The sequence below is a fragment of the Serratia sp. LS-1 genome (assembly GCF_003719595.1).
Classification (GTDB): domain Bacteria; phylum Pseudomonadota; class Gammaproteobacteria; order Enterobacterales; family Enterobacteriaceae; genus Serratia; species Serratia ureilytica.
Map to the genome: position 1 here is coordinate 987,681 of NZ_CP033504.1, position 20,046 is coordinate 1,007,726.

Annotated in this window: 16 protein-coding genes; 6 read left to right on the top strand and 10 right to left on the bottom strand. The window is 48.2% G+C overall.

From position 1 onward, the window contains the following. The first annotated feature begins 2 nt into the window (after positions 1 to 2). The 5 genes from cpsG (at position 3) to rfbD (ending at position 6,320) form a co-directional block, all read left to right on the top strand. Positions 3 to 1,376 carry a phosphomannomutase CpsG gene (cpsG, locus tag EDY99_RS04815; protein ID WP_123061513.1) on the top strand — a complete coding sequence of 458 codons (1,374 nt, stop codon included), beginning with the start codon at positions 3 to 5 and terminating at the stop codon, positions 1,374 to 1,376. Positions 1,377 to 1,438: 62 nt separating this feature from the next. Then, positions 1,439 to 2,836 carry an undecaprenyl-phosphate glucose phosphotransferase gene (gene wcaJ, locus EDY99_RS04820; RefSeq protein WP_089195471.1) on the top strand — a complete coding sequence of 466 codons (1,398 nt, stop codon included), beginning with the start codon at positions 1,439 to 1,441 and terminating at the stop codon, positions 2,834 to 2,836. A 396-nt stretch (positions 2,837 to 3,232) separates the two neighbouring features. Beyond that, a complete protein-coding gene (gene galE / locus EDY99_RS04825; RefSeq protein WP_123061514.1) occupies positions 3,233 to 4,246 on the top strand; it encodes a UDP-glucose 4-epimerase GalE in 1,014 nt (337 codons plus the stop codon). A 662-nt stretch (positions 4,247 to 4,908) separates the two neighbouring features. Beyond that, entirely contained in the window at positions 4,909 to 5,442 is a 534-nt protein-coding gene (rfbC, locus tag EDY99_RS04830) for a dTDP-4-dehydrorhamnose 3,5-epimerase (protein ID WP_033642476.1), read from the top strand. After that, positions 5,442 to 6,320: a dTDP-4-dehydrorhamnose reductase gene (gene rfbD, locus EDY99_RS04835; protein ID WP_033642477.1), complete on the top strand. Its 879-nt coding sequence runs from the start codon at positions 5,442 to 5,444 to the stop codon at positions 6,318 to 6,320. Before rfbC ends, rfbD begins: the two co-directional genes overlap by 1 nt. Positions 6,321 to 6,408: 88 nt before the next feature. Here the strand turns inward: rfbD and EDY99_RS04840 are convergent, their stop codons facing one another. The 7 genes from EDY99_RS04840 to EDY99_RS04870 all read right to left on the bottom strand — a co-directional run bounded on the left by EDY99_RS04840 (position 6,409) and on the right by EDY99_RS04870 (position 15,426). Continuing rightward, complete coding sequence (locus tag EDY99_RS04840; protein ID WP_123061515.1) at positions 6,409 to 7,233, bottom strand: glycosyltransferase; 825 nt, start codon at positions 7,231 to 7,233, stop codon at positions 6,409 to 6,411. Beyond that, complete coding sequence (locus EDY99_RS04845) at positions 7,214 to 8,299, bottom strand: glycosyl transferase (RefSeq protein WP_046686729.1); 1,086 nt, start codon at positions 8,297 to 8,299, stop codon at positions 7,214 to 7,216. The genes EDY99_RS04840 and EDY99_RS04845 overlap by 20 nt, the downstream gene beginning before the upstream one ends. After that, positions 8,296 to 9,408 (bottom strand): non-hydrolyzing UDP-N-acetylglucosamine 2-epimerase, encoded by a 1,113-nt coding sequence (wecB, locus tag EDY99_RS04850; RefSeq protein WP_046686730.1) that lies wholly within the window; start codon positions 9,406 to 9,408, stop codon positions 8,296 to 8,298. Before wecB ends, EDY99_RS04845 begins: the two co-directional genes overlap by 4 nt. 69 nt (positions 9,409 to 9,477) lie before the next feature. Continuing rightward, on the bottom strand, positions 9,478 to 10,530 hold the full coding sequence (locus EDY99_RS04855) for a glycosyltransferase family 4 protein (RefSeq protein WP_033642480.1): 1,053 nt from the start codon (positions 10,528 to 10,530) through the stop codon (positions 9,478 to 9,480). Beyond that, positions 10,520 to 13,282, bottom strand: coding sequence for a glycosyltransferase (locus EDY99_RS04860; RefSeq protein ID WP_123061516.1), 2,763 nt, complete (start codon positions 13,280 to 13,282; stop codon positions 10,520 to 10,522). Before EDY99_RS04860 ends, EDY99_RS04855 begins: the two co-directional genes overlap by 11 nt. Then, positions 13,275 to 14,609, bottom strand: coding sequence for an ABC transporter ATP-binding protein (locus tag EDY99_RS04865; protein WP_033642481.1), 1,335 nt, complete (start codon positions 14,607 to 14,609; stop codon positions 13,275 to 13,277). Before EDY99_RS04865 ends, EDY99_RS04860 begins: the two co-directional genes overlap by 8 nt. Further along, entirely contained in the window at positions 14,599 to 15,426 is an 828-nt protein-coding gene (locus EDY99_RS04870) for an ABC transporter permease (protein WP_033642482.1), read from the bottom strand. The genes EDY99_RS04865 and EDY99_RS04870 overlap by 11 nt, the downstream gene beginning before the upstream one ends. A 1,027-nt stretch (positions 15,427 to 16,453) precedes the next feature. On the opposite strand from EDY99_RS04870, the gene gndA reads away from it, so the two are divergent. Continuing rightward, positions 16,454 to 17,860 carry an NADP-dependent phosphogluconate dehydrogenase gene (gndA, locus tag EDY99_RS04875; protein WP_004938815.1) on the top strand — a complete coding sequence of 469 codons (1,407 nt, stop codon included), beginning with the start codon at positions 16,454 to 16,456 and terminating at the stop codon, positions 17,858 to 17,860. A gap of 74 nt (positions 17,861 to 17,934) precedes the next feature. On the opposite strand, the gene hisIE is transcribed toward gndA, so the two are convergent. The 3 genes from hisIE to hisA are packed head-to-tail and all read right to left on the bottom strand — an operon-like array spanning position 17,935 to position 20,044. Further along, entirely contained in the window at positions 17,935 to 18,555 is a 621-nt protein-coding gene (hisIE, locus tag EDY99_RS04880) for a bifunctional phosphoribosyl-AMP cyclohydrolase/phosphoribosyl-ATP diphosphatase HisIE (protein ID WP_089194486.1), read from the bottom strand. Beyond that, on the bottom strand, positions 18,549 to 19,325 hold the full coding sequence (hisF, locus tag EDY99_RS04885; protein WP_033642483.1) for an imidazole glycerol phosphate synthase subunit HisF: 777 nt from the start codon (positions 19,323 to 19,325) through the stop codon (positions 18,549 to 18,551). The genes hisIE and hisF overlap by 7 nt, the downstream gene beginning before the upstream one ends. After that, positions 19,307 to 20,044, bottom strand: coding sequence for a 1-(5-phosphoribosyl)-5-[(5-phosphoribosylamino)methylideneamino]imidazole-4-carboxamide isomerase (hisA, locus tag EDY99_RS04890; protein WP_042784058.1), 738 nt, complete (start codon positions 20,042 to 20,044; stop codon positions 19,307 to 19,309). Before hisA ends, hisF begins: the two co-directional genes overlap by 19 nt. Between the last annotated feature and the right edge of the window lie 2 nt (positions 20,045 to 20,046).

Here is a 20,046-nt window from a genome sequence, read left to right on the forward strand (position 1 = left end):
TGATGAAAAAGTTGACGTGTTTTAAAGCCTATGACATTCGCGGAAAATTGGGCGAAGAACTGAATGAGGTCATCGCGTACCGTATTGGGCGCGCCTACGGCGAGTATTTGAAGCCCAAGTCTATCGTATTGGGCAGCGATGTACGCTTGACTAGCGAAAGCCTGAAACTGGCGCTGGCGAAAGGCTTACAGGATGCGGGCTCCGACGTTATCGACATCGGTTTAACCGGTACCGAAGAAATCTATTTCGCCACGACTTATTTGAAAACGGATGGTGGCGTGGAAGTGACCGCCAGCCATAACCCTATCGATTATAACGGCATGAAGTTGGTGCGCGAAGGCTCTCGCCCAATTAGCGGCGATTCCGGATTACGAGCGATCCAAGAGCTGGCGGAAAAAAATCAGTTTCAGACGCTGGCAGCAACAGCAACGCGCGGCAGCTACGTACGGCAGGATGTGTTAGGGGCTTATGTAGAGCACATTCTTTCCTATGTCGATGTGAACAACTTCAAACCGTTGAAGTTGGTGATAAATTCGGGCAATGGTGCGGCAGGGCATGTGATCGATGCCATTGAGGCGCAACTGAAGGCACAAGGCGTACCATTGGAGTTTATCAAGGTACATCACCAGCCGGACGGCACTTTCCCCAATGGTATTCCAAATCCACTGCTGCCAGAGTGTCGCGCTGATACCGCCGATGCGGTGCGCGAGTATGGCGCTGATATGGGGATCGCGTTCGACGGTGATTTCGATCGTTGTTTCCTGTTTGATGAAAAAGGCGATTTCATCGAAGGCTATTACATCGTCGGGTTACTGGCGGAGGCTTTCCTGCAGAAACAGCCAGGGGCGAAGATCATCCATGATCCGCGTCTGAGCTGGAACACCATAGATGTGGTCACCGACGCGGGGGGCGTACCCGTGATGTCGAAAACCGGCCATGCTTTCATTAAGGAACGTATGCGTGCGGAAGATGCCATTTATGGCGGAGAGATGAGCGCCCACCACTATTTCCGAGATTTTGCTTATTGTGACAGTGGCATGATTCCGTGGCTGCTGGTTGCCGAACTGGTCAGCGTGAAGGGACAAACTCTGGGGCAGCTGGTTCAGGATCGTATTGCTGCTTATCCGTCTTCTGGTGAGATTAATATTAAACTGTCGAATCCAGAAATTTCGATTGAGGGTGTTAAAAAACATTATATTTCTAAAGCAAGTTCGGTCGATTATACCGATGGTGTAACCATTGAATTCCCAGAGTGGCGTTTCAACCTACGCTCCTCAAATACAGAGCCTGTGGTTCGGCTTAACGTTGAATCTAGAAATAATAAGAAATTGATGGAAGAAAAGGTTAAGGAAATTTTGAATCTATTGATTTTGTAATTTAAAGGGTGCGCTTTTATTACATAGTAATTGCGCATCGTTTTAATAAGAGTAATTTTATTATGAAAATACAGCATCAGCGGGCGCATTCCAAAGCAAATGCATCTCTCATATCGATGGTTCAGCGTTTTTCTGATATCTCTATTATTTTCTTTGGTGGATTTGTTGTAAGTAAAATAAATGGATTTAACTTTAACTATGAGGCTATTTTGGTTGCGCTCATAGCGTTAGTCGCTTTTCAAATGATAGGCGGCATAACAGATTTTTATCGCTCTTGGCGTGGCGGGAAATTTTCATCAGAACTTCGGCTTATACTTAAAAATTGGACGCTAAGTTTAGTGGTTACTGCCGGTATCACGTCGTTCATGCCGAGTTCTAGCTTTACATTCGAAGTTTTCTTATACTGGTATCTTTCTGTATGCCTCGGGTTTACATTCTGTCGTTCTGCAATCCGTTTTTTGGTTGGGATGATTAGAAATTTGGGATATAACAATCGTAAGGTAGCTGTTGCGGGTTCGATGCCTATTGGTGTCAGATTGCTAAAAAATTTTAAAGAAGAACCTTGGTTAGGATTTATCGTTGAAGGTATATACGATGATGTACAAAGTCACGATGATAATGAAATAACGTATTGCGGTGACCTAGATAAACTGATCGAGGATGCTCGTCAGGGGCGACTTGATTATGTATACATCGCAATGAAAATGAGCGAAGAGCATAAATTCAAGAAGATACTCAGCAAGTTAACAGATACAACTTGTTCTGTTATGTTTATTCCTGATGTCTTTACGTTTAATATTTTGCAATCAAGAACTGAAGAGGTGAATGGGGTTCCCGTTGTTCCATTATTTGACACTCCGTTAAATGGAATAAATAAAGTTTTTAAAAGGGCTGAGGATATTATTCTGTCGATGCTGATATTGATATTTATCTCGCCGGTACTGGCTTTGATCGCTTTCGCTGTCAAGTTCACGTCTCATGGTCCTGTTATATTTCGACAAACACGGTATGGCATGGATGGCAAACCTATCAAGGTTTGGAAGTTTAGATCTATGACTGTCATGGAAAATAATGACGTAGTTATTCAGGCAAAGAAAGGGGATGCCAGGGTGACTAAAGTAGGTGCATTCTTACGACGTACCTCTTTAGATGAGCTGCCGCAATTTTTCAATGTGCTTATTGGTGGAATGTCGATCGTTGGACCTAGGCCGCATGCTGTGGCACACAACGAACAATATAGAAATCTTATCGAAGGTTATATGCTCCGACACAAAGTCAAGCCAGGAATAACTGGCTGGGCTCAAATTAATGGCTGGCGGGGAGAAACTGACACTTTGGATAAAATGCAAAAGCGAGTAGAATATGATCTTGAATATATCCGAGACTGGAGTATTTGGTTAGATCTTAAAATAATTTTCCTTACTGTATTTAAAGGTTTTATACATAAGTCGGCTTATTAATTGATATGACCGATAATGTGGGTGTCAAAGTGGTGGCTAGTTGCTAGTCACTACTTTGATGTTAAATGTTACAGACAGCTCTCCTGATTATCTCCCCCCATCTTTTCCCTCATCTTCTTAATACTTCCCATTCTTTTTTTGACATGTTTCATGGGCATATGGTACGAGAGTGTTTTAAAGTAAAGTGATACTATTGTATTGATTTTAATTTATCCTCGTATCTGTGTTTAAGTCTGATTTTCAGGTTGAAAGAGGATAGCAGTGGCTAGCGAGTCTCTGTCATCAATGAATAATAAAAACCAGAACTAATCTGATGTTTATCATCACTAATCCCACTAGAATAAGAGCACATCCTACAGGTAGCATCTAGGCTTAGACGTGAACAAAGGAGCTTGCATGACAATTTTAGTCACCGGTGGAGCCGGTTACATCGGATCTCATACCGTTTTATCTCTGCTAGAGCGTGGCGAAGATGTGGTGGTGTTGGACAATCTGTCGAACTCGTCTGCGGAATCGTTGCACCGTGTGGAAAAGCTGACGGGGAAAGCGGCGGTGTTCTATCAAGGCGATGTCCAGGATGAGGAATGCCTGCATCGGATCTTTGAAGCGCACCCGATTACGGCCGTCATTCACTTCGCTGGTCTTAAGGCGGTAGGGGAATCTACGCGTAAGCCGCTGGAATACTACCAGAATAACGTCACCGGAACACTGGTGTTGCTGGACGCTATGCGCCGTGCCCGCGTTCATGCGTTTATCTTCAGTTCGTCCGCCACCGTTTATGGTGCCAACTCGCCGGTGCCCTACGTCGAGACTACGCCAATCGGTGGCACGACCAGCCCTTATGGCACGTCTAAGCTGATGGTGGAGCAGATTCTGAAGGATTTTGCTAAGGCTGAGCCGCAATTTTCGATTATTGCTTTACGCTACTTTAACCCGGTTGGAGCCCATGAATCGGGCTTGATCGGCGAAGATCCGAACGGTATTCCCAATAACCTGCTGCCTTACATCTCGCAGGTAGCGATCGGTAAGTTAGATAAACTGGGGATTTTCGGTGGGGATTATCCGACGAAAGACGGTACGGGTGAGCGTGACTACATTCATGTCATGGATCTGGCCGAAGGCCATCTGAAAGCGATGGATCATCTGCCGAAGATCAATGGGTTTAAGGCCTACAACCTGGGGGCTGGCGTAGGGCATTCTGTACTGGCGATGGTTCAGGCGTTTGAGAAAGCGTCAGGCGTAACGATCCCCTATCAAATTTTGCCACGTCGCGAAGGCGATCTACCCGCGTTTTGGGCGAATGCCGATCTGGCTTACCAAGAGTTGGGGTGGAAAGTTAACCGGGGTCTCGATGACATGATGCGTGACACCTGGAATTGGCAGAAGAAAAACCCGCAGGGCTACCGTTAAGCATATCTGTTACCGGCGCTCAGAGAGGCGTTAGGCCAGCTGCAAGACAATCGAAAGCCAAGAGTGTGAGACTACCTATCGACGAGGGCTGATCACCCTCGTTTTTATGGGCTTTATCTGATAATAATCAGTACTTCCTTATGAAAAATCCGTGCTATCAGATTATACTGGTGCCATTGAAGATACTTTGTTGGGACGATATGTCGTTATGGCATAAAACCGCAGGGTATTGATGGTCACGGTATCTGGTGTGTGAATATGAGATGTTCCCTCCTGGAAATGCCTTGTTGAAGATCTGTTGAGAGAGACAAGAGCAGCGAGTATGTTAGCCTATCAGGCTTGTGAAGCGATAAACTCCACCATTTCTCTTACTTTGCATCAGTAAGGTACACTGAAGTTTTGCGCTAATGGTAGTGAGTATCAAGCCGTTGAGAGGAAGACGCTGTGGTTGGTCACGGATTTTATCAATCGTTTACCTCAAAATGATGCTTCCTGGCTCCCTTGTTTGCCTCTGTTCTCATGTTGTTAACAGGTGGCGATAAGGAGGATTAGGCTTTGTTTACGTTTTTCGCCATCGCGCCAATAAAGCTAAGATGTTGTAAGTGACTGTATTTTGCGAGAATTTTTGAGCACAAATTCTCGCGTCTTATGAGGTACGCAGAATGCAGGTTATCGATACTAAAATCGATGGAGTCAAAGTCATTCAACCAACGGTATTTAGTGATACTCGCGGTTTTTTTATGGAAACGTTCGAGAAGCGTCGCTTTCAAGACATGCTGGATATTGATTTGGACTTCGTCCAAGACAATTATTCACGCTCTTCTCGGGGGGTTTTGCGCGGACTGCACTATCAAGATATCAAGCCGCAAGGCAAGTTGGTTCGTGTGGTGCGAGGCGAAGTTTATGATGTTGCTGTAGATATTCGCCCAGACTCACCCACATTTGGCAAGTGGGAAGGCATTGTGCTATCGGAAGAGAACAAAACTCAGCTTTGGATCCCGCCAGGTTTGGCCCACGGTTTTGTCGTGCTCTCTGAGATCGCGGATTTTGAATATAAGTGCACGGATTACTATTCGCCAGAACATGAAAGGTGCCTGATGTGGAATGATCCCGATGTCGGCGTGGCCTGGCCTGTTCGGCACCCTGTTTTGTCGGAAAAGGACAAGAACGGCAAATTTCTCAGAGAACTGATTTAATGAGAGTTCTTTTAACCGGGGCTAAAGGGCAGGTCGGGCGCTGTTTTATCGATCGGGTACCCGCCGATTGGGTTATTTTAGCGGCCGACCGCAATACGATGGACATTTCCAAATTGGAGCAGGTTAAGGCCGTCGTCCAGGAGTTTAAACCGACGGCGATCATAAATGCTGCAGCCTATACCGCCGTTGATAAAGCGGAACAAGATTGCGAGGCTGCGTTGTTAGCCAACGTTGTGGGCCCAGCCAATTTGGCCTTGGTTGCAAAGGCAATGGATTGCCGACTGCTTCATATTTCTACAGATTATGTTTTTGATGGCCTGGGCAAGCTTCCCTACAATGAGTTGGCTGGTACCCGCCCACTGTGCATTTACGGGAAAACCAAGCGTGATGGCGAATTGGCCATCGTATCAGAAATGCAAGATGCGATAATTCTTCGCACTTCTTGGGTTTTCAGTGAATATGGCGAAAATTTCGTTAAAACCATGCTGAGGCTTGCTCGGCAACGTGAATCTCTTGATATCGTAGCCGATCAACGCGGTTGCCCGACATATGCGGGGGACATCGCAGACGCGATGATAAAAATGTTGCTTTGTGAGGTTCAGGGAGGGATTTATCACTTCTGCGGGGATGAAGAGGTCTGCTGGAGTGAGTTTGCGGAGCACATATTTAAAGTTGCTGCGGAGATGGGGGCGATTTCTCGCATGCCAAAGGTCAGTAAAATAACATCAGAACAATATGTGACTTTGGCTAAACGTCCTAAATATTCAACCTTGAGTTGCAATAAAATCAATGAGATAGGTATTCCTGCTTCCAATTGGCAGTCAGCCCTGGAATACGTGATTTCTCGATTGAGAAAAATGGGTTACTTACAAGAGTAATGTCGGCACCGTGTGGGTGAGCATGATGTATTTTGTTATTTTCATGCTCACCCGACAGTAATTGGCGCATAGCTTATTCGCTATGGAGTTACCAAATTTTCCAGCCGTGAATATTAAAGAAAGTAATCATTGAACGTGAAAATAGCTTAATATGCGCCCAGCCTTTTCGCGCCGCATGGCCACCGTAATGCACGACTTTGACATCAGGGACATAGGCTATTCTGGTAATTTTTGCCGTACGGATGCTGAGATCGAAATCTTCGAAATAAAGAAAGAATTTAGGATTGAATCCGGATAATTCTTTCAGTACGTTGTAGCGGAAAAACATAAAGCAGCCACTCACGATAGGCGGATCGAAATAAACATCGTGCGGCGTTAGCGTATCAGCCATTTCATAGCGTCGAAGATAACTTTTGAAAAAACGCTTTCCTTTAACCGAGGCAAAGAAACGCAATAAATATACAAATACAGAAGGGTATCGCTTACACAAATATTGTGTTTCCCCGCTCCCCCAGGTTGCATACGGCGTAATTAAGCCACATTCAGGGTGAGCATCCATGAAGGAGAATGCATTCTCTAATGCATTTTTATCCATCTCTAAATCGGGGTTTAAAATAAGGGTGTATTTTGACTTAATAGCTAAGCTTAAATTATGTGACACTCCAAAGCCAGGATTGTCTGGTCGTGATATGTAATTTCCGGGAATAACGTCAAGGAACTCTTTAATTAGCGAAGTGACTGCAGAATCAGTAGTTGGCGAGTTATCAACAACCAATAAATAACAGTCGCGTGCTTTAAAAACGTTTGTCTCAACAAGTGCGGCAAGGGTTTTTCTTAAATCTACAAGATTCGGTTTGAAAATTACTAATGAGATTGTAAGAAATTTTTCATCTTCAATAGCCGGTAAAGACATGAGAGAATCGTCCACTCCATCTTGGGATGTCGTTTGGTTTTTTAGGTGAAGGAAAAACTAGCGTGTTGTCAGGTATAGTAATGCCTAGCGTTGTGTCAGAATTGTAGGCTTCTTCTTTGTGATGCCATAGCATCTCGCCAAATGGAGTCGATAGGATGGCTTTTCCTGCCAACCTGTATTCGTAGAACTTAACAGGATCGACATATTTAGTAATGTCGTTCTGCAAAAATGGAATAATCACATAATCAAATGTGGATATCTTTTTCATTACCTGGGGGTGTGGGATAGGGGGTTCCAGGATGATATTTTGAGGTAAGCTTTCCGGAATTCCGGTTTTTCTTGGCCCTACGAGGTTTATGATTGCTTCCGGATTTTTAGTGGCCAACTCGAACACCCACTTCCAGTCAAACCAGCTTGCGATTGTGCCGATATAGCCAAATGTGATTTTTTCATGCGATGTTTTCGGGATATGAATTTTCTGCATGTCATCTGAACACGCATTCAACACCAACTCAGTTTTGCTGGGGGCGATAGACGAAAATTTCTCAATTAAGGCATGACTTGAACAGAATATGCGGTCAACTTGTCGGGCGATTTCTTTTTCAAGATTAGCCGTGTTTTTCTTTGATAGGCCAGAATAAAACGAAGGGAAATCATCCATGGCGTCATACCACACTTGCCGCCATTTAAATTGCTTGATAAGCATGTTGGCCAGCAGACAGGGTTTGCCGATAACCAGAGTGGTATCTTCAGATATAAAATTCTTTATATCGTCAATAATTTTCTTTATTTTCCCTTGGTTGAGCAGCTTAAACAACGCAGGTATCGGCTCCACGGGGGCTACAAAACCCAACCGAGCCAGTTGCAGACCCTCTATCAAATCCAATCCTGCAGGTTCAGGGGCATGGCGGCCGGGGGTCAGATCGGCGAGGGTGGGAAAACGACTAGGATAAGGCTCAATCCACAAAAGTTCCTGGGTGGCATGGGTCAGCGCATATTTGGCGAAAAAATGAGGGCGCTGACTTATGCTCAACCAGGGAACAGCTGAAAGATAGACGATTTTCATTGGCATTGTTCAGTAAAGAAATTGCGGACGATACGGACGATACGCTGGCTGGACTCACCATCACCGTAAGGAGAGCTTCCTTTTGCCATTTTTTGATAGGCCTGAGGGCTATCAAGCAGCAAAGACGCTTCTCTTACGATGTCCGCTTGTTCCGTTCCGATTAATTTCACCACGCCTTCCGAGACGGCTTCTGGGCGCTCGGTATCGCGACGTAAGACCAAGACGGGTTTGCCCAAGGCCGGAGCTTCTTCTTGCACGCCGCCAGAGTCGGAAAGAATCAGGTAGGCATTCTTCATGGCGGCAACGAAAGGACCATAGTCAAATGGGCTGACCAGCTTAATTCTTTCGTGTTCTTTTAACAGACGATCCGTGACTTCGCGCACGTTTGGGTTGGGATGAACGGGGAAAAGAATATAGATATCACTATACTTTTCGATAAGTTCAAGAGCTGCGTTGCAGATATTGACAATAGGTTGGCCGAAGTTCTCTCTGCGATGAGAAGTGATAAGAAGCATCCGGGCGTCTTGGGGAATATCGACGCCGATATCAAACGTCTTTTGTGCGGTCGTCAGCAAGGCATCAATCACGGTGTTTCCCGTAACGTGAATATGCTCTGCAGGAATGCCTTCGCGCAAGAGGTTGCTTTTAGATACTTCAGTCGGAGCAAAATGCAAGCGTGCTAAATGTCCGGCAAGAATACGGTTTGCTTCTTCAGGAAAAGGTGAATAGAGGTCGTGTGTACGCAGCCCCGCCTCGAGATGAGCGAAAGGCACTTTCTTGTAGAAACAGGCCAGTGACGTCACGAAGACGGTCGTCGTATCGCCTTGTGCGATAACCAAATCCGGTGCTGCCTCTTCGAGAGTTCGGTCGATGCTGGTCATCAGGCGCGCGGTCAACTCTGGCAATGTTTGCCCAGGTGTCATGACATTAAGATCATAATCGGCTTCAATTTCGAAAAGTTGGAAAGCCTGATCCAACAGGTCTCGGTGTTGGGCCGTCGCCAATACGCAAACGTCGAATTCACCGGAGGCATGAAGTGCCTTGATCACCGGCGCCATTTTTATCGCTTCCGGACGAGTACCCACAACGCACATAATTTTCTTTAACATGGTTGTCTCAATAATTAATATCCCCATACTGACGATAAAAATCGGTATGGGGAGGTGGTAATCGAATAGCTATTCGGTTCTGCGTAGCAATTCGTCCCAATCGTTCATAAAGGCATGGGCGGAAAATTTTTCTTTCAGAGCGGCAAGTGATGCTTTAGATTGCGCATAATTGTCAGATATAGAGGCTATTTTTTCTGACAATTGGCGAGCATCATGCAACGAGTAAGTAAACTCATTTTCACGCGTGGCAACTAAATAGTTATGTGCTTCGATATTGGACAAAACAACGGGGACGTCTGCACAAATCGCTTCTGAAGCCGATAAACCAAATGATTCTCCGGTTGATGGCGACACAAAAATCCCGTTGGCTTGAGAGATCGCCAACAGCAGCTTGTCCACATTCAAGAATGGCACTGGCGGCAAGCATACGGTGTCGCCCACTAGATTTCTGCTCTCCAGCTCGGCGTTGGTGTTGATTTCAGAAGACTGCGGGCCGCACAGAACTAGCATGTATTTTTCCGCGTGTCGTTCTTTTAAAATAACGAATGCGTCCAGTAATTCAGTCAGGTTCTTTAGCTTGTCCATCCGTCCCAGGAAGAGAATAGGTCTTCTCGACCATGTTGGCAGAGAGGGAATCGCATGCGGTTCTTGAGAGACATGATCCCAAGGAACGAAATTACGCAGCAATAACAATGGACAGGCACTTTTGTGCAATTCAGGCTCTAGCTGCTTCATAAAGAACGCGGATGGGCACAATATTGCCGAACAACTGTCCGGAATTTTATTCAAGTAAGCCCTGTTTTCTTTATAGGCTGTATGGCATTCCGCAAAGTATTTCAATTTGTGCGTATGGCAAAATGTCAGAGCCGCAGGGAAATCAATGCAAAAAATGAGGCTGTAATTTTGCGTTAATAAATAATCGAAGTTGATGATTTTGACATCGACATTTTTACAGTCCGAGAGTGCGGCGGTGATCGCCTTCGCCGCACCGGAATCATGAGTAAAAAGAAGGTCAATCTGATAGGTGCCTATATCGTTTAATAAACGGGCACGGGTGAGCATGACTTTCTCAACACCGCCATGCGTCGCCCAAGGATAGATAAATGCTATTTTACGAAGCATATAACTCCCTAATTCCTTTTCTTTTCAGGGTGTTCAACTCCATTTCTTCGAATCGGGCTGCCCAAGTGGTTTCTTGCAAGAAGGTTTCCAACTCGTCAGAGTGGCGCTCGCTATTGATTGTTTTCTCAAACAGATCGACAACGTCGCTGCCGTCAGAGAAATAGGTCATCGGATAGCGTTTAATATGCTCAATGCCGGTCACTAGAGTTGGTAAGCCAAAATAGAGGTACTCATAAATTTTGATCGGATCTACCGCTTGAGCCAGCTCGCCACTTTTGAATGGAATTAGGCCGATCGACCATTCTTTGACATATTGATGAAGGTCTTTTGGCATTACTTTGCCCACCAGTGTGATGTTAGCAATATTTTTCTTATTGACCACCCACTCAGGCTCACCGTAACCAATGATCTCGAAGTGATATTGTGGGAATTGTTCAGCTAATTTAAATACGATATCCCAGTCGAACCACGAGTCCGTTAGATGGCCGAAATAGCCCACTTTGTTGCCGTTGTCTTTCGCTATATTACGTGTATCGCCCAAGACCTTCTCGGAATAGCCATTACCGACTACTTCAATATCACTGCGAAGATAAGCAAATTTGTCACGCAGTGATGGAGCAACGCCACAGACGTAATCGCTTTGTAGAATGAGGGTTTCTTCAATCTCTTTCTGGTACCAAGGAGCTTGTCCGACCTTATGGAAGCATTCCCATTCATCCATAATGTCATAGATGATGTTGCAGCCTTGCGCTCTAAACTCATAGAGCGGAGTGAGGAAGACTTTCGCCGGCATCGTGATGACAAAGAACGCGGTTTTGTCATGCAGATGACACTGACGGGTGTATTTCACAAAATCATACAGCGGAACCTGATAGACATTGTTCCAGACTTGCGAACAACCTTTCGACAACGTTTCCTGTGGCGTCCATTGCCAGGCGATAAAGATAACCTGATAGCCTTTTTCCGAGAAATATTTTGCCGCGTTGATTGGCCGTTGGTTCACCAGCTCATCGAATTCGAAGCTGCATGGAATGAAGACGACTTTCTCTGATTGGTTTACCGCTGCGACCCAGTCTGGAATGTCTTCAGGTGTAGAGGTATCCGTCATCGCGCTATTGCAAGCGTGCTCGAAGTGTTTTTGAACGTAACGGTGCCGCTGGGTCTGTAGTTTTAGCCTGACAGACTCGGGCAGTCTCCAATAAAGTGTTTTGGCCAGTTCATAGCGTTTGTCCGCTCTGGTCAGTGATTGAACGGCAACCTGAACCAAATATCGAAGTTTTTGCCCTGCACTCGGTGCAACCGCGTGAGGCAAAGTTCTGAAATAGTCTTCTTGTTTTGCCGCTACCGATGTCAGGAGTTGTACTAACGATTTAACGTCATTCTGCAAAGAGAGATTCTGTTCTTCCAACGCAGCTAACTTGGCGATGACATCATTCCCTGAACTTGCTGCATTAGCATTAACAGGGGGGTCCAGGGGAGCCTGGCTCGCTTTATCTTCCATTTTGACGGTCTCTTTCACGCTATCATCATGAGCGTTGATCTTGATACTGTTGGCGATCAGTTGGTTTGCTAGCGTTTTAAATATAGCGACAGTAAAGGCATTCGCGATCAAAAAACTTTCGTTTTCCTGTGATGATGGTGCCTTACACAGCTGCTGGTAGAGTTGCAGCGAATCACCGTTGTCGTATCGCTCTTTGTCCGGGAGAACCATATTCTCGAGGATTTGGCTCCAACGGCCATCGCTCTGGTATTCAATAAGCAAGTCTGGGGGCAGGGGACGAGCGGCGGCAAATTGCTCTTGAAGCACATCTTCTTCGGCATTGGCCAGATTTCTGCCTGAGAAATTACAGTAAGCGGCATGTTTAAAGGTTTCATCGTCCAGAATGCCTTTAATGCCGTCGTAGCCAACCAGACACACCGGAAGCTGGCTAATGCCGGCTTCCAGTACTCCGCGGCCCATGCCGGCAAACCCCGCGTATTGCGGCATGACGGAAGGGATGTCACTGACAACGCCTTTGAAACCAACCCATTCGTTGAAGTTATTATCGCTAACGTAGGTTTTTATAGTGTCTTCATCACTACCGGTACCGTAAATATCAATACCATGAATCATTTGGCAGCGGCTGGCGAAGTCAATGAACTTCATAATCCCTGCGGATTTATCCTCATCCAGCCTGCTGGCGATAAGCCATCTTTTCTCAACAGTCTCATCCGTGATAGCGGGATGCGTTTGGGCGGTGTCTATCAGGTTAGGAACGATCATCACCGAGGGGTGGTCTATGATCTCCGCCAATTGATCCGCCGTTTCCTGCGAAACGCAAAATATGGTATGTAGCGTTTTGAGAAAATAAATGGCCAACGCCTGATTATAAATATTCCGAGTAAAATGCTGCAGCGACAGAGGGCCGTGCAATGTTAATAGCGACGGTATTTTTTCGCAGTCTGCGGCGATAACGGCAGGGAAAATGCAGTCAAAAGGATGCACATGAATGACATCGATGCCTTTTTCTTTGATAACCTGTCGTATCAGGTCTACGCCTTGAACGAGTTGTTCGATAGAGCCGTTGCTTAAATGAATATTTTCATGGCACGAGCTCAACCCGTCAGGGAGTAATGACGGGTCTGCGACAACGGCGTACATAAGATGAACCTGGTAACCGTGGGCGACCAGATCCTTTACCTGAGTGTTGATATAGGTTTCCAACCCACCGATTGAGTAATACTGAGTTATGATAAGTATTGATTTATTCATGCTCTCCTGACCACTTTTCGAGTGATAAAGAAACAGGCAATGCGGCAATACCTGACATTGTCGTGCGAGGCTCTATAACCTTAAGGACGATCACGTCGGTTTTCTTATCAAGATAGGACATATCGGCGTGGCTGATGGCGTTGGCGATAGCGAGTGAAATAAAATAGCTGCCTTCGCACAGTGCCAGGTCAAGTTCAAACGTTGCCCTAAGAACATCTCCGCCTTTGGCGTTATGCATATTCTTCTTATGGTATAAGGTGCTGGTGCCAAATACCGTAATACCTTCAACGGTCTTAATGACCAAGCCGGCTTGCAGCTCTTCTATCGGCCCAAATACGCTGATATCGAAGCTGATGATGGCTTTTTCACCTACGCGGAATAGATCGCAAGGCTGATCGTGGGCATCTTTGATGATCCAACTTTCAATGAGGGCACCGCTGGTCAGTTCGCTTTCAGCTTGTATCTCGGCTTGTTCCGCGATGGAGGCCTCATGGGCGGCGACGCCGTCCTGGCTTTCTTTCTGGGGCGCGTTGATGGACTGATTGGTGTTTTTAGCAATGTTGTTCAGATAGCGCAGGTAAGTTTTTTCATCTGAGTACAGCAGGGCATGGTATTGGTCGATGATTTCTTTGGCACTGCCAATGGCTTCTACCCGGCCTTTTCGCAACAAAATGGCTCGCTGGCAAAACTTCTCCACGGTCGACGTGGAATGCGTCACCAGGATGATTGAACACCCTTGCGCGCGCAGCGATTCGATATAATCGAAGCATTTGCGTTGGAATTTCTCATCACCGACCGACAGCGCTTCGTCTACGATGAGCACTTCGGGCTTAATGCAAGCCTGAACGGCGAAGGCCAAACGCACATACATCCCGCTGGAGTAGGTTTTGACCGGCTGATCGATATGTTCGCCTATGTCGGCAAAGGCTTCGATCTCAGGGAATTTCTGTTCCATTTCACTGTGCGTCATACCAAGAATGATGCCGCTCAGATAAACGTTTTCACGGCCGGTAAACTCAGGATTGAAGCCAGCGCCGAGTTCCAGCAGCGCAGCCAGTTTGCCATTGACCTCAACGCTGCCCGAGGTGGCTGTCAAGGTGCCGGCAATAATTTGCAGCAGGGTACTTTTGCCTTCGCCATTACGGCCCAAAATGCCAAGCGTTTCACCGCGCTTAACGTCAAAAGAAACGCCGTTTAGCGCCCAGAACTCTTTGAAGAATGTACGGCGGCCTAAAGAAAGCATTTGGTACAAACGATGCTTAGGATTTGCATACATTTCAAAGCGTTTCGAAATATTTTTGACTGAAATTGCGAATTCAGATGACATCAGCAAACCCTTTACGCGTGAACATAAACCAACCATAACCTAACAGCATGATGACGAAAGAGATGAGGGTGTAAATGCCCCAGCTCCCCCAGGCGATATTTTTGCCCAGCATCATGCAATCCCTCGCTTGCTCAATGACATAAGTCAATGGACTGAGTTGCATGAAGATGTGATATGCGTCAGGCAACATGGAGATCGGATAGAAGATCGGCGAAAGATACATCAGAATCATGGTAAGCACGCCAATAACCTGAGCGATATCTTTCAAGTAAACGCCAAGCGAAGAAAGGAACCAGGATACGCCCAGAACCATCATAAGGAACGGTGCGATGATGACGGGTAGCCATAGAATGTGCCACGTAGGGATCCCTACGATAGCGACATAGAACAGCAACCAAACGACGAAGTTAATCACCATTTGGAATAAAGCTGTGCAGAGTGAAACAATGGGGAGTGTTTCAACCGGGAAGACAACCTTTTTGACGTAGTTGACGTTACTGACGATCAAATAGGGAGCGCGGTTAATGCATTCAGAAAAAAGCCCGAAGAAAATCAAACCGATGAATAATGCTAACGCAAATTCTCCTTTGGAATCGACCCCAGCACTCCAGCGAATTTTGAATACAACGCTGAAAACGAAGGTATAAATCACCATCATCAATACTGGGTTAATAAACGACCAAAGAAGCCCGATAAATGACCCTTTGTATTTACTGCCGATTTCCCGTTTAGAAAGTGAAATAACAAGATTCTTATTGGTGGCAAGTGTATGAAGACACCGATAAAAAGTCTTAACAAGAATAGAGAAAATATTCATTTAACACCTAGGCTATTGATTAACTTTTTTGACGTCATGGTTTAACTTTCTTCGCAATATAATCATGTAGAACGGATGCGTTATTGATATGACGGAGGGTGTGAAAATAGCTATAGGGCTAAACACACGTTTCCGTAAGCACTCCATGGAAAATACGCCAACATTTTCTCTCGGAGATTTTCACATCGTAAACAGAATCTGTTTCATTCCCGCGCAACCTGCATGGTATTACCGCGGGCTATTGTCCAGCGTGTTTCTATCTTACTGTAATGCCGGGGAACACATTAGTGATATATAAGGTTTTCTTCTGTTTTTCGATGCGTTCACTTCGGCAAAAAAACACCGCATTTCTCGATGAAACAGAAGTGAACACTGAATTCCCTGCATACAGATTGCCTGATTTTTAGGCTGGACATTGCTCTGCATAAGCGTTTTCAGCCTAAAAAAGCACGCTACCGCCCTTGGTAAGCGAGAACCAATAGAGGGTGGGGTTGTCAGTTTTCATTTATATGCTGAAACTATTTTCAGCAAAAATAGGCTAGAAAACCTTTATTATCCTACCACCAAATCACTTGTAATGCCTCTGGATTTTCAGGGTTTCAGTCTGTTCCTAGTAACCAGTGGTGACATATTCAAATGAGATATGTGCAATTGCTAGGAATTGTAGGATTACAGGCCAAAATGCAAGCGTGGCGCGTCATTGGATGGTTTCTTCCGAGGGTATGGAGCAGGTTCGGCGATGCGGTATCCTCATCTTGGTCCACATATTCTGGTTGATTTTTAACCGTTGACATGATGCGGCAGACCGCACATCCGAACCTTTTCTTTTCTGCAATGTTACCGGTAATGTAGCAATGAGCTCAGGGCGTATACAGAACTGCCAACTGTGCGTGATTTTGTAAAGATTGTTATGGCTGCGATAGGTACATGCTTAGGAATAATCATGTACAATAAAGCAATGCATCCCTACTATGTTGTATAACTATATGATTACAATGTAGTAATTATCTCAGACAGGAGTTCCTAAATGTCCAAGCAACAAATCGGCGTTGTCGGCATGGCGGTAATGGGCCGCAACCTCGCGCTGAACATCGAGAGCCGTGGTTACACCGTTTCCATTTTCAACCGTTCTGGCGACAAGACTGACGAAGTGATCGCTGAGAACCCGGGCAAAAACCTGGCGCCGTATTACACCGTTGAAGAGTTTGTCGAATCGCTGGAAAAACCGCGCCGCATCCTGCTGATGGTGAAAGCGGGCGAAGCGACGGATAAAACCATTGCCTCGCTGACTCCGCACCTGGACAAGGGCGATATCCTGATCGATGGCGGCAACACCTACTATCAGGACACCATCCGTCGTAACCGCGAACTGTCCGACCAGGGCTTCAATTTCATCGGCACCGGCGTTTCCGGCGGTGAAGAGGGCGCGCTGAAAGGGCCTTCCATCATGCCTGGCGGCCAGAAAGAAGCTTACGAGCTGGTGGCGCCGATCCTGGAGAAAATCGCTGCGGTTGCGGAAGGCGAGCCTTGCGTGACTTATATCGGCGCTGACGGTGCCGGCCACTATGTGAAGATGGTGCACAACGGCATCGAATACGGCGACATGCAGCTGATTGCCGAAGCCTATTCTCTGCTGAAGCAGGCGCTGAACCTGAGCAACGAGCAGCTGGCCGAAACCTTCGCCGAGTGGAACAAGGGTGAGCTGAACAGCTACCTGATCGACATCACCAAAGACATCTTCACCAAGAAAGACGAAGAGGGTAAATACCTGGTCGATGTGATCCTGGACGAAGCCGCCAACAAAGGCACCGGCAAGTGGACCAGCCAGAGCTCGCTGGATCTGGGCGAACCGCTGTCGCTGATCACCGAATCGGTGTTCGCACGCTACCTGTCCTCGCTGAAAGATCAGCGCGTTGCCGCGTCTAAAGTGCTGACCGGGCCGAAAGTGGCACCGTTCACCGGCGACAAAGCCGAGTTCATCGAGAAAGTGCGTCGCGCGCTGTATTTGGGCAAGATCGTATCCTACGCGCAGGGCTTCTCTCAGCTGAAAGCCGCGTCCAAAGAAAACAACTGGGATCTGCACTACGGCGAAATCGCCAAGATCTTCCGCGCCGGCTGTATCATCCGTGCCCAGTTCCTGCAGAAGATCACCGACGCTTACGCAGCGGATGCCGATATCGCCAACCTGCTGCTGGCGCCATACTTCAAGCAAATCGCCGACGAGTACCAGCAGGCGCTGCGCGACGTGGTGGCCTATGCCGTGCAGAACGGTATCCCTACGCCAACCTTCTCCGCCGCGATCGCTTACTATGACAGCTACCGTTCAGCGGTGCTGCCGGCTAACCTGATCCAGGCGCAGCGCGACTATTTCGGTGCGCACACCTACAAACGCATCGACAAGGAAGGCGTGTTCCATACCGAATGGATGGAATAAGCCCACTCGTTGAGCGATAAAAAAAGCCGCCGAGGTTAACGCCCGGCGGCTTTTTTATTGCGCGTGATTTAATGTCACGCTTTTTTCTGATGCCGCTCGCGCAGCCGGCCGATCACCGCGCTCAGATCCAAATCCTGGTCCTGCAGCAACACCAGCAGGTGATAGATCAGATCCGAGGCCTCGTTGGTCAGCTCTTCGCGATCGTTGACCGTGGCGGCCAGCGCGGTTTCCACGCCTTCTTCCCCGACCTTCTGCGCGATGCGTTTGGTGCCGCTGGCGTACAGGCTGGCGGTGTATGAGCTGTCCGGGCTGGCATGCTTGCGCTCCGCCAACAGCTGTTCCAGCTGATAGAGGAACGTCCAGTCGCTGGCGGCCGGATGGAAGCAGCTGCTGTTGCCCAGGTGGCAGGTCGGGCCGATCGGGTTGGCCAATACCAGCAGCGTGTCGTTATCGCAGTCCGGCGTGATGCTGACCACCTTGAGGAAGTGGCCGGAACTTTCGCCTTTGGTCCACAGGCGCTGCTTGGTGCGCGAAAAGAAGGTGACATTGCCGCTCTGCTCGGTGGTCGCCAGCGCTTCTGGCGTCATGTAACCCAGCATCAGCACTTCGCCGGAAATGGCGTGTTGCACGATGGCCGGCATCAGGCCGTCGGTTTTCTCCCAGTCCAGCTGGTTTCTCTGTTGTTCTGTCAGCACACGCGAATCTCCACGCCTTGTTCGACCAGGAACCTTTTCAGTTCGCCGATATTGATGATTTGTTTGTGGAACACTGACGCCGCCAGCGCGCCGTCGACGTCCGCATCGCGGAACGCTTCCAGGAAGTGCTCCATCGTGCCCGCGCCGCCGGAGGCGATCAGCGGCACTTTGCAGACCTCGCGCACCCGACGCAGCTGCTGCAGATCGTAACCGTTGCGCACGCCGTCCTGGTTCATCATGTTCAGCACGATCTCACCGGCGCCGCGGCGCTGCACTTCCTGCACCCAGTCGAGGGTTTCCCACTGGGTGACGCGGGTGCGGCTCTCGTCGCCGGTATATTGATTGACGTGATACTTGCCGGTTTCACTGTCGAACCAGGTATCGATGCCCACCACGATGCACTGCACGCCAAAGCGATCCGCCAGGCGGCTAATCAGATCGGGATCGGCCAGCGCCGGTGAGTTGATGGAGATTTTGTCGGCGCCGAAAGACAGGATCTGGCTGGCGTCCTCGGCGCTTTTAATGCCGCCGGCGACGCAGAACGGAATATCAATCACCTCCGCCACGCGCGACACCCAGCTTTTGTCCACCACCCGGCCGTCGCTCGAGGCGGTGATATCGTAAAACACCAGCTCGTCCGCGCCTTCTTGCGCATAGCGCTGCGCCAGCGGCACGATGTCGCCGATGATTTCGTGGTTGCGGAACTGCACGCCTTTCACCACTTGCCCGTCTTTAACATCCAGACACGGGATTATCCGTTTTGCCAGCATGCAATCGCCTCCTCAACGCTAAATTTACCTTCCAGCAGGGCGCGCCCGACGATCACGCCGGCAACGCCGCTGCCGCGCAACTGGGCGATGTCGTCCAGATTGCCGATGCCGCCCGAGGCCTGGAAGGCCACTTGCGGATAGCGGCGGCTGATCGCCTGATACAGCGCCACGTTGGAACCGGCCAGCGTTCCGTCGCGCGAAATGTCGGTGCACAGCACGTGTTTCAGCCCGTAGGGCAGGAACTGCTCTACCACCTGTTCCAGCGTGGCGTCGGAATCTTCCTGCCAGCCGCTGATGGCCACGCGCTTCACGCCCTGCGCGTCGATACGCACATCCAGCGCCAGCACCAGCGCGTCGGCGCCGTAGCGTTCGAACCAGCTTTGCACCAACTGCGGCTGTTTCACCGCGGTGGAGCCGATCACCACGCGCGTGGCGCCGGCCTCCAGCAGGGCGCTGACGTCTTGCTCGTTGCGGATGCCGCCGCCGACCTGCACCGGCACGTTAACCCCCGCCAACAGCTTGCGCAGCAGCGGGATCTGGCGCGCGGCCGGATCTTTGGCGCCGGTCAGATCGACCAGGTGCAGCACCTGGGCGCCCTGTTGTTGATAGTCCTGCAGGCGCAGCAGCGGATCGTTGCCGTAGTCGCGCTGTTGGCCGTAATCGCCCTGATGCAAACGCACCACATTGCCGTCGATCAAATCCAAAGCCGGAATAATCATGC

Excerpts from the sequence above, each read along its gene's own strand:
- EDY99_RS04840 (WP_123061515.1), bottom strand. The coding sequence starts at position 7,233 with ATGTCTTTACCGGCTATTGAAGATGAAAAATTTCTTACAATCTCATTA.
- galE (WP_123061514.1), top strand. The coding sequence starts at position 3,233 with ATGACAATTTTAGTCACCGGTGGAGCCGGTTACATCGGATCTCATACC.
- EDY99_RS04865 (WP_033642481.1), bottom strand. The coding sequence starts at position 14,609 with ATGTCATCTGAATTCGCAATTTCAGTCAAAAATATTTCGAAACGCTTT.
- cpsG (WP_123061513.1), top strand. The coding sequence starts at position 3 with ATGAAAAAGTTGACGTGTTTTAAAGCCTATGACATTCGCGGAAAATTG.
- wcaJ (WP_089195471.1), top strand. The coding sequence starts at position 1,439 with ATGAAAATACAGCATCAGCGGGCGCATTCCAAAGCAAATGCATCTCTC.
- hisF (WP_033642483.1), bottom strand. The coding sequence starts at position 19,325 with ATGCTGGCAAAACGGATAATCCCGTGTCTGGATGTTAAAGACGGGCAA.
- hisA (WP_042784058.1), bottom strand. The coding sequence starts at position 20,044 with ATGATTATTCCGGCTTTGGATTTGATCGACGGCAATGTGGTGCGTTTG.
- gndA (WP_004938815.1), top strand. The coding sequence starts at position 16,454 with ATGTCCAAGCAACAAATCGGCGTTGTCGGCATGGCGGTAATGGGCCGC.
- rfbD (WP_033642477.1), top strand. The coding sequence starts at position 5,442 with ATGAGAGTTCTTTTAACCGGGGCTAAAGGGCAGGTCGGGCGCTGTTTT.
- EDY99_RS04860 (WP_123061516.1), bottom strand. The coding sequence starts at position 13,282 with ATGAATAAATCAATACTTATCATAACTCAGTATTACTCAATCGGTGGG.
- EDY99_RS04855 (WP_033642480.1), bottom strand. The coding sequence starts at position 10,530 with ATGCTTCGTAAAATAGCATTTATCTATCCTTGGGCGACGCATGGCGGT.
- EDY99_RS04845 (WP_046686729.1), bottom strand. The coding sequence starts at position 8,299 with ATGAAAATCGTCTATCTTTCAGCTGTTCCCTGGTTGAGCATAAGTCAG.
- rfbC (WP_033642476.1), top strand. The coding sequence starts at position 4,909 with ATGCAGGTTATCGATACTAAAATCGATGGAGTCAAAGTCATTCAACCA.
- EDY99_RS04870 (WP_033642482.1), bottom strand. The coding sequence starts at position 15,426 with ATGAATATTTTCTCTATTCTTGTTAAGACTTTTTATCGGTGTCTTCAT.
- wecB (WP_046686730.1), bottom strand. The coding sequence starts at position 9,408 with ATGTTAAAGAAAATTATGTGCGTTGTGGGTACTCGTCCGGAAGCGATA.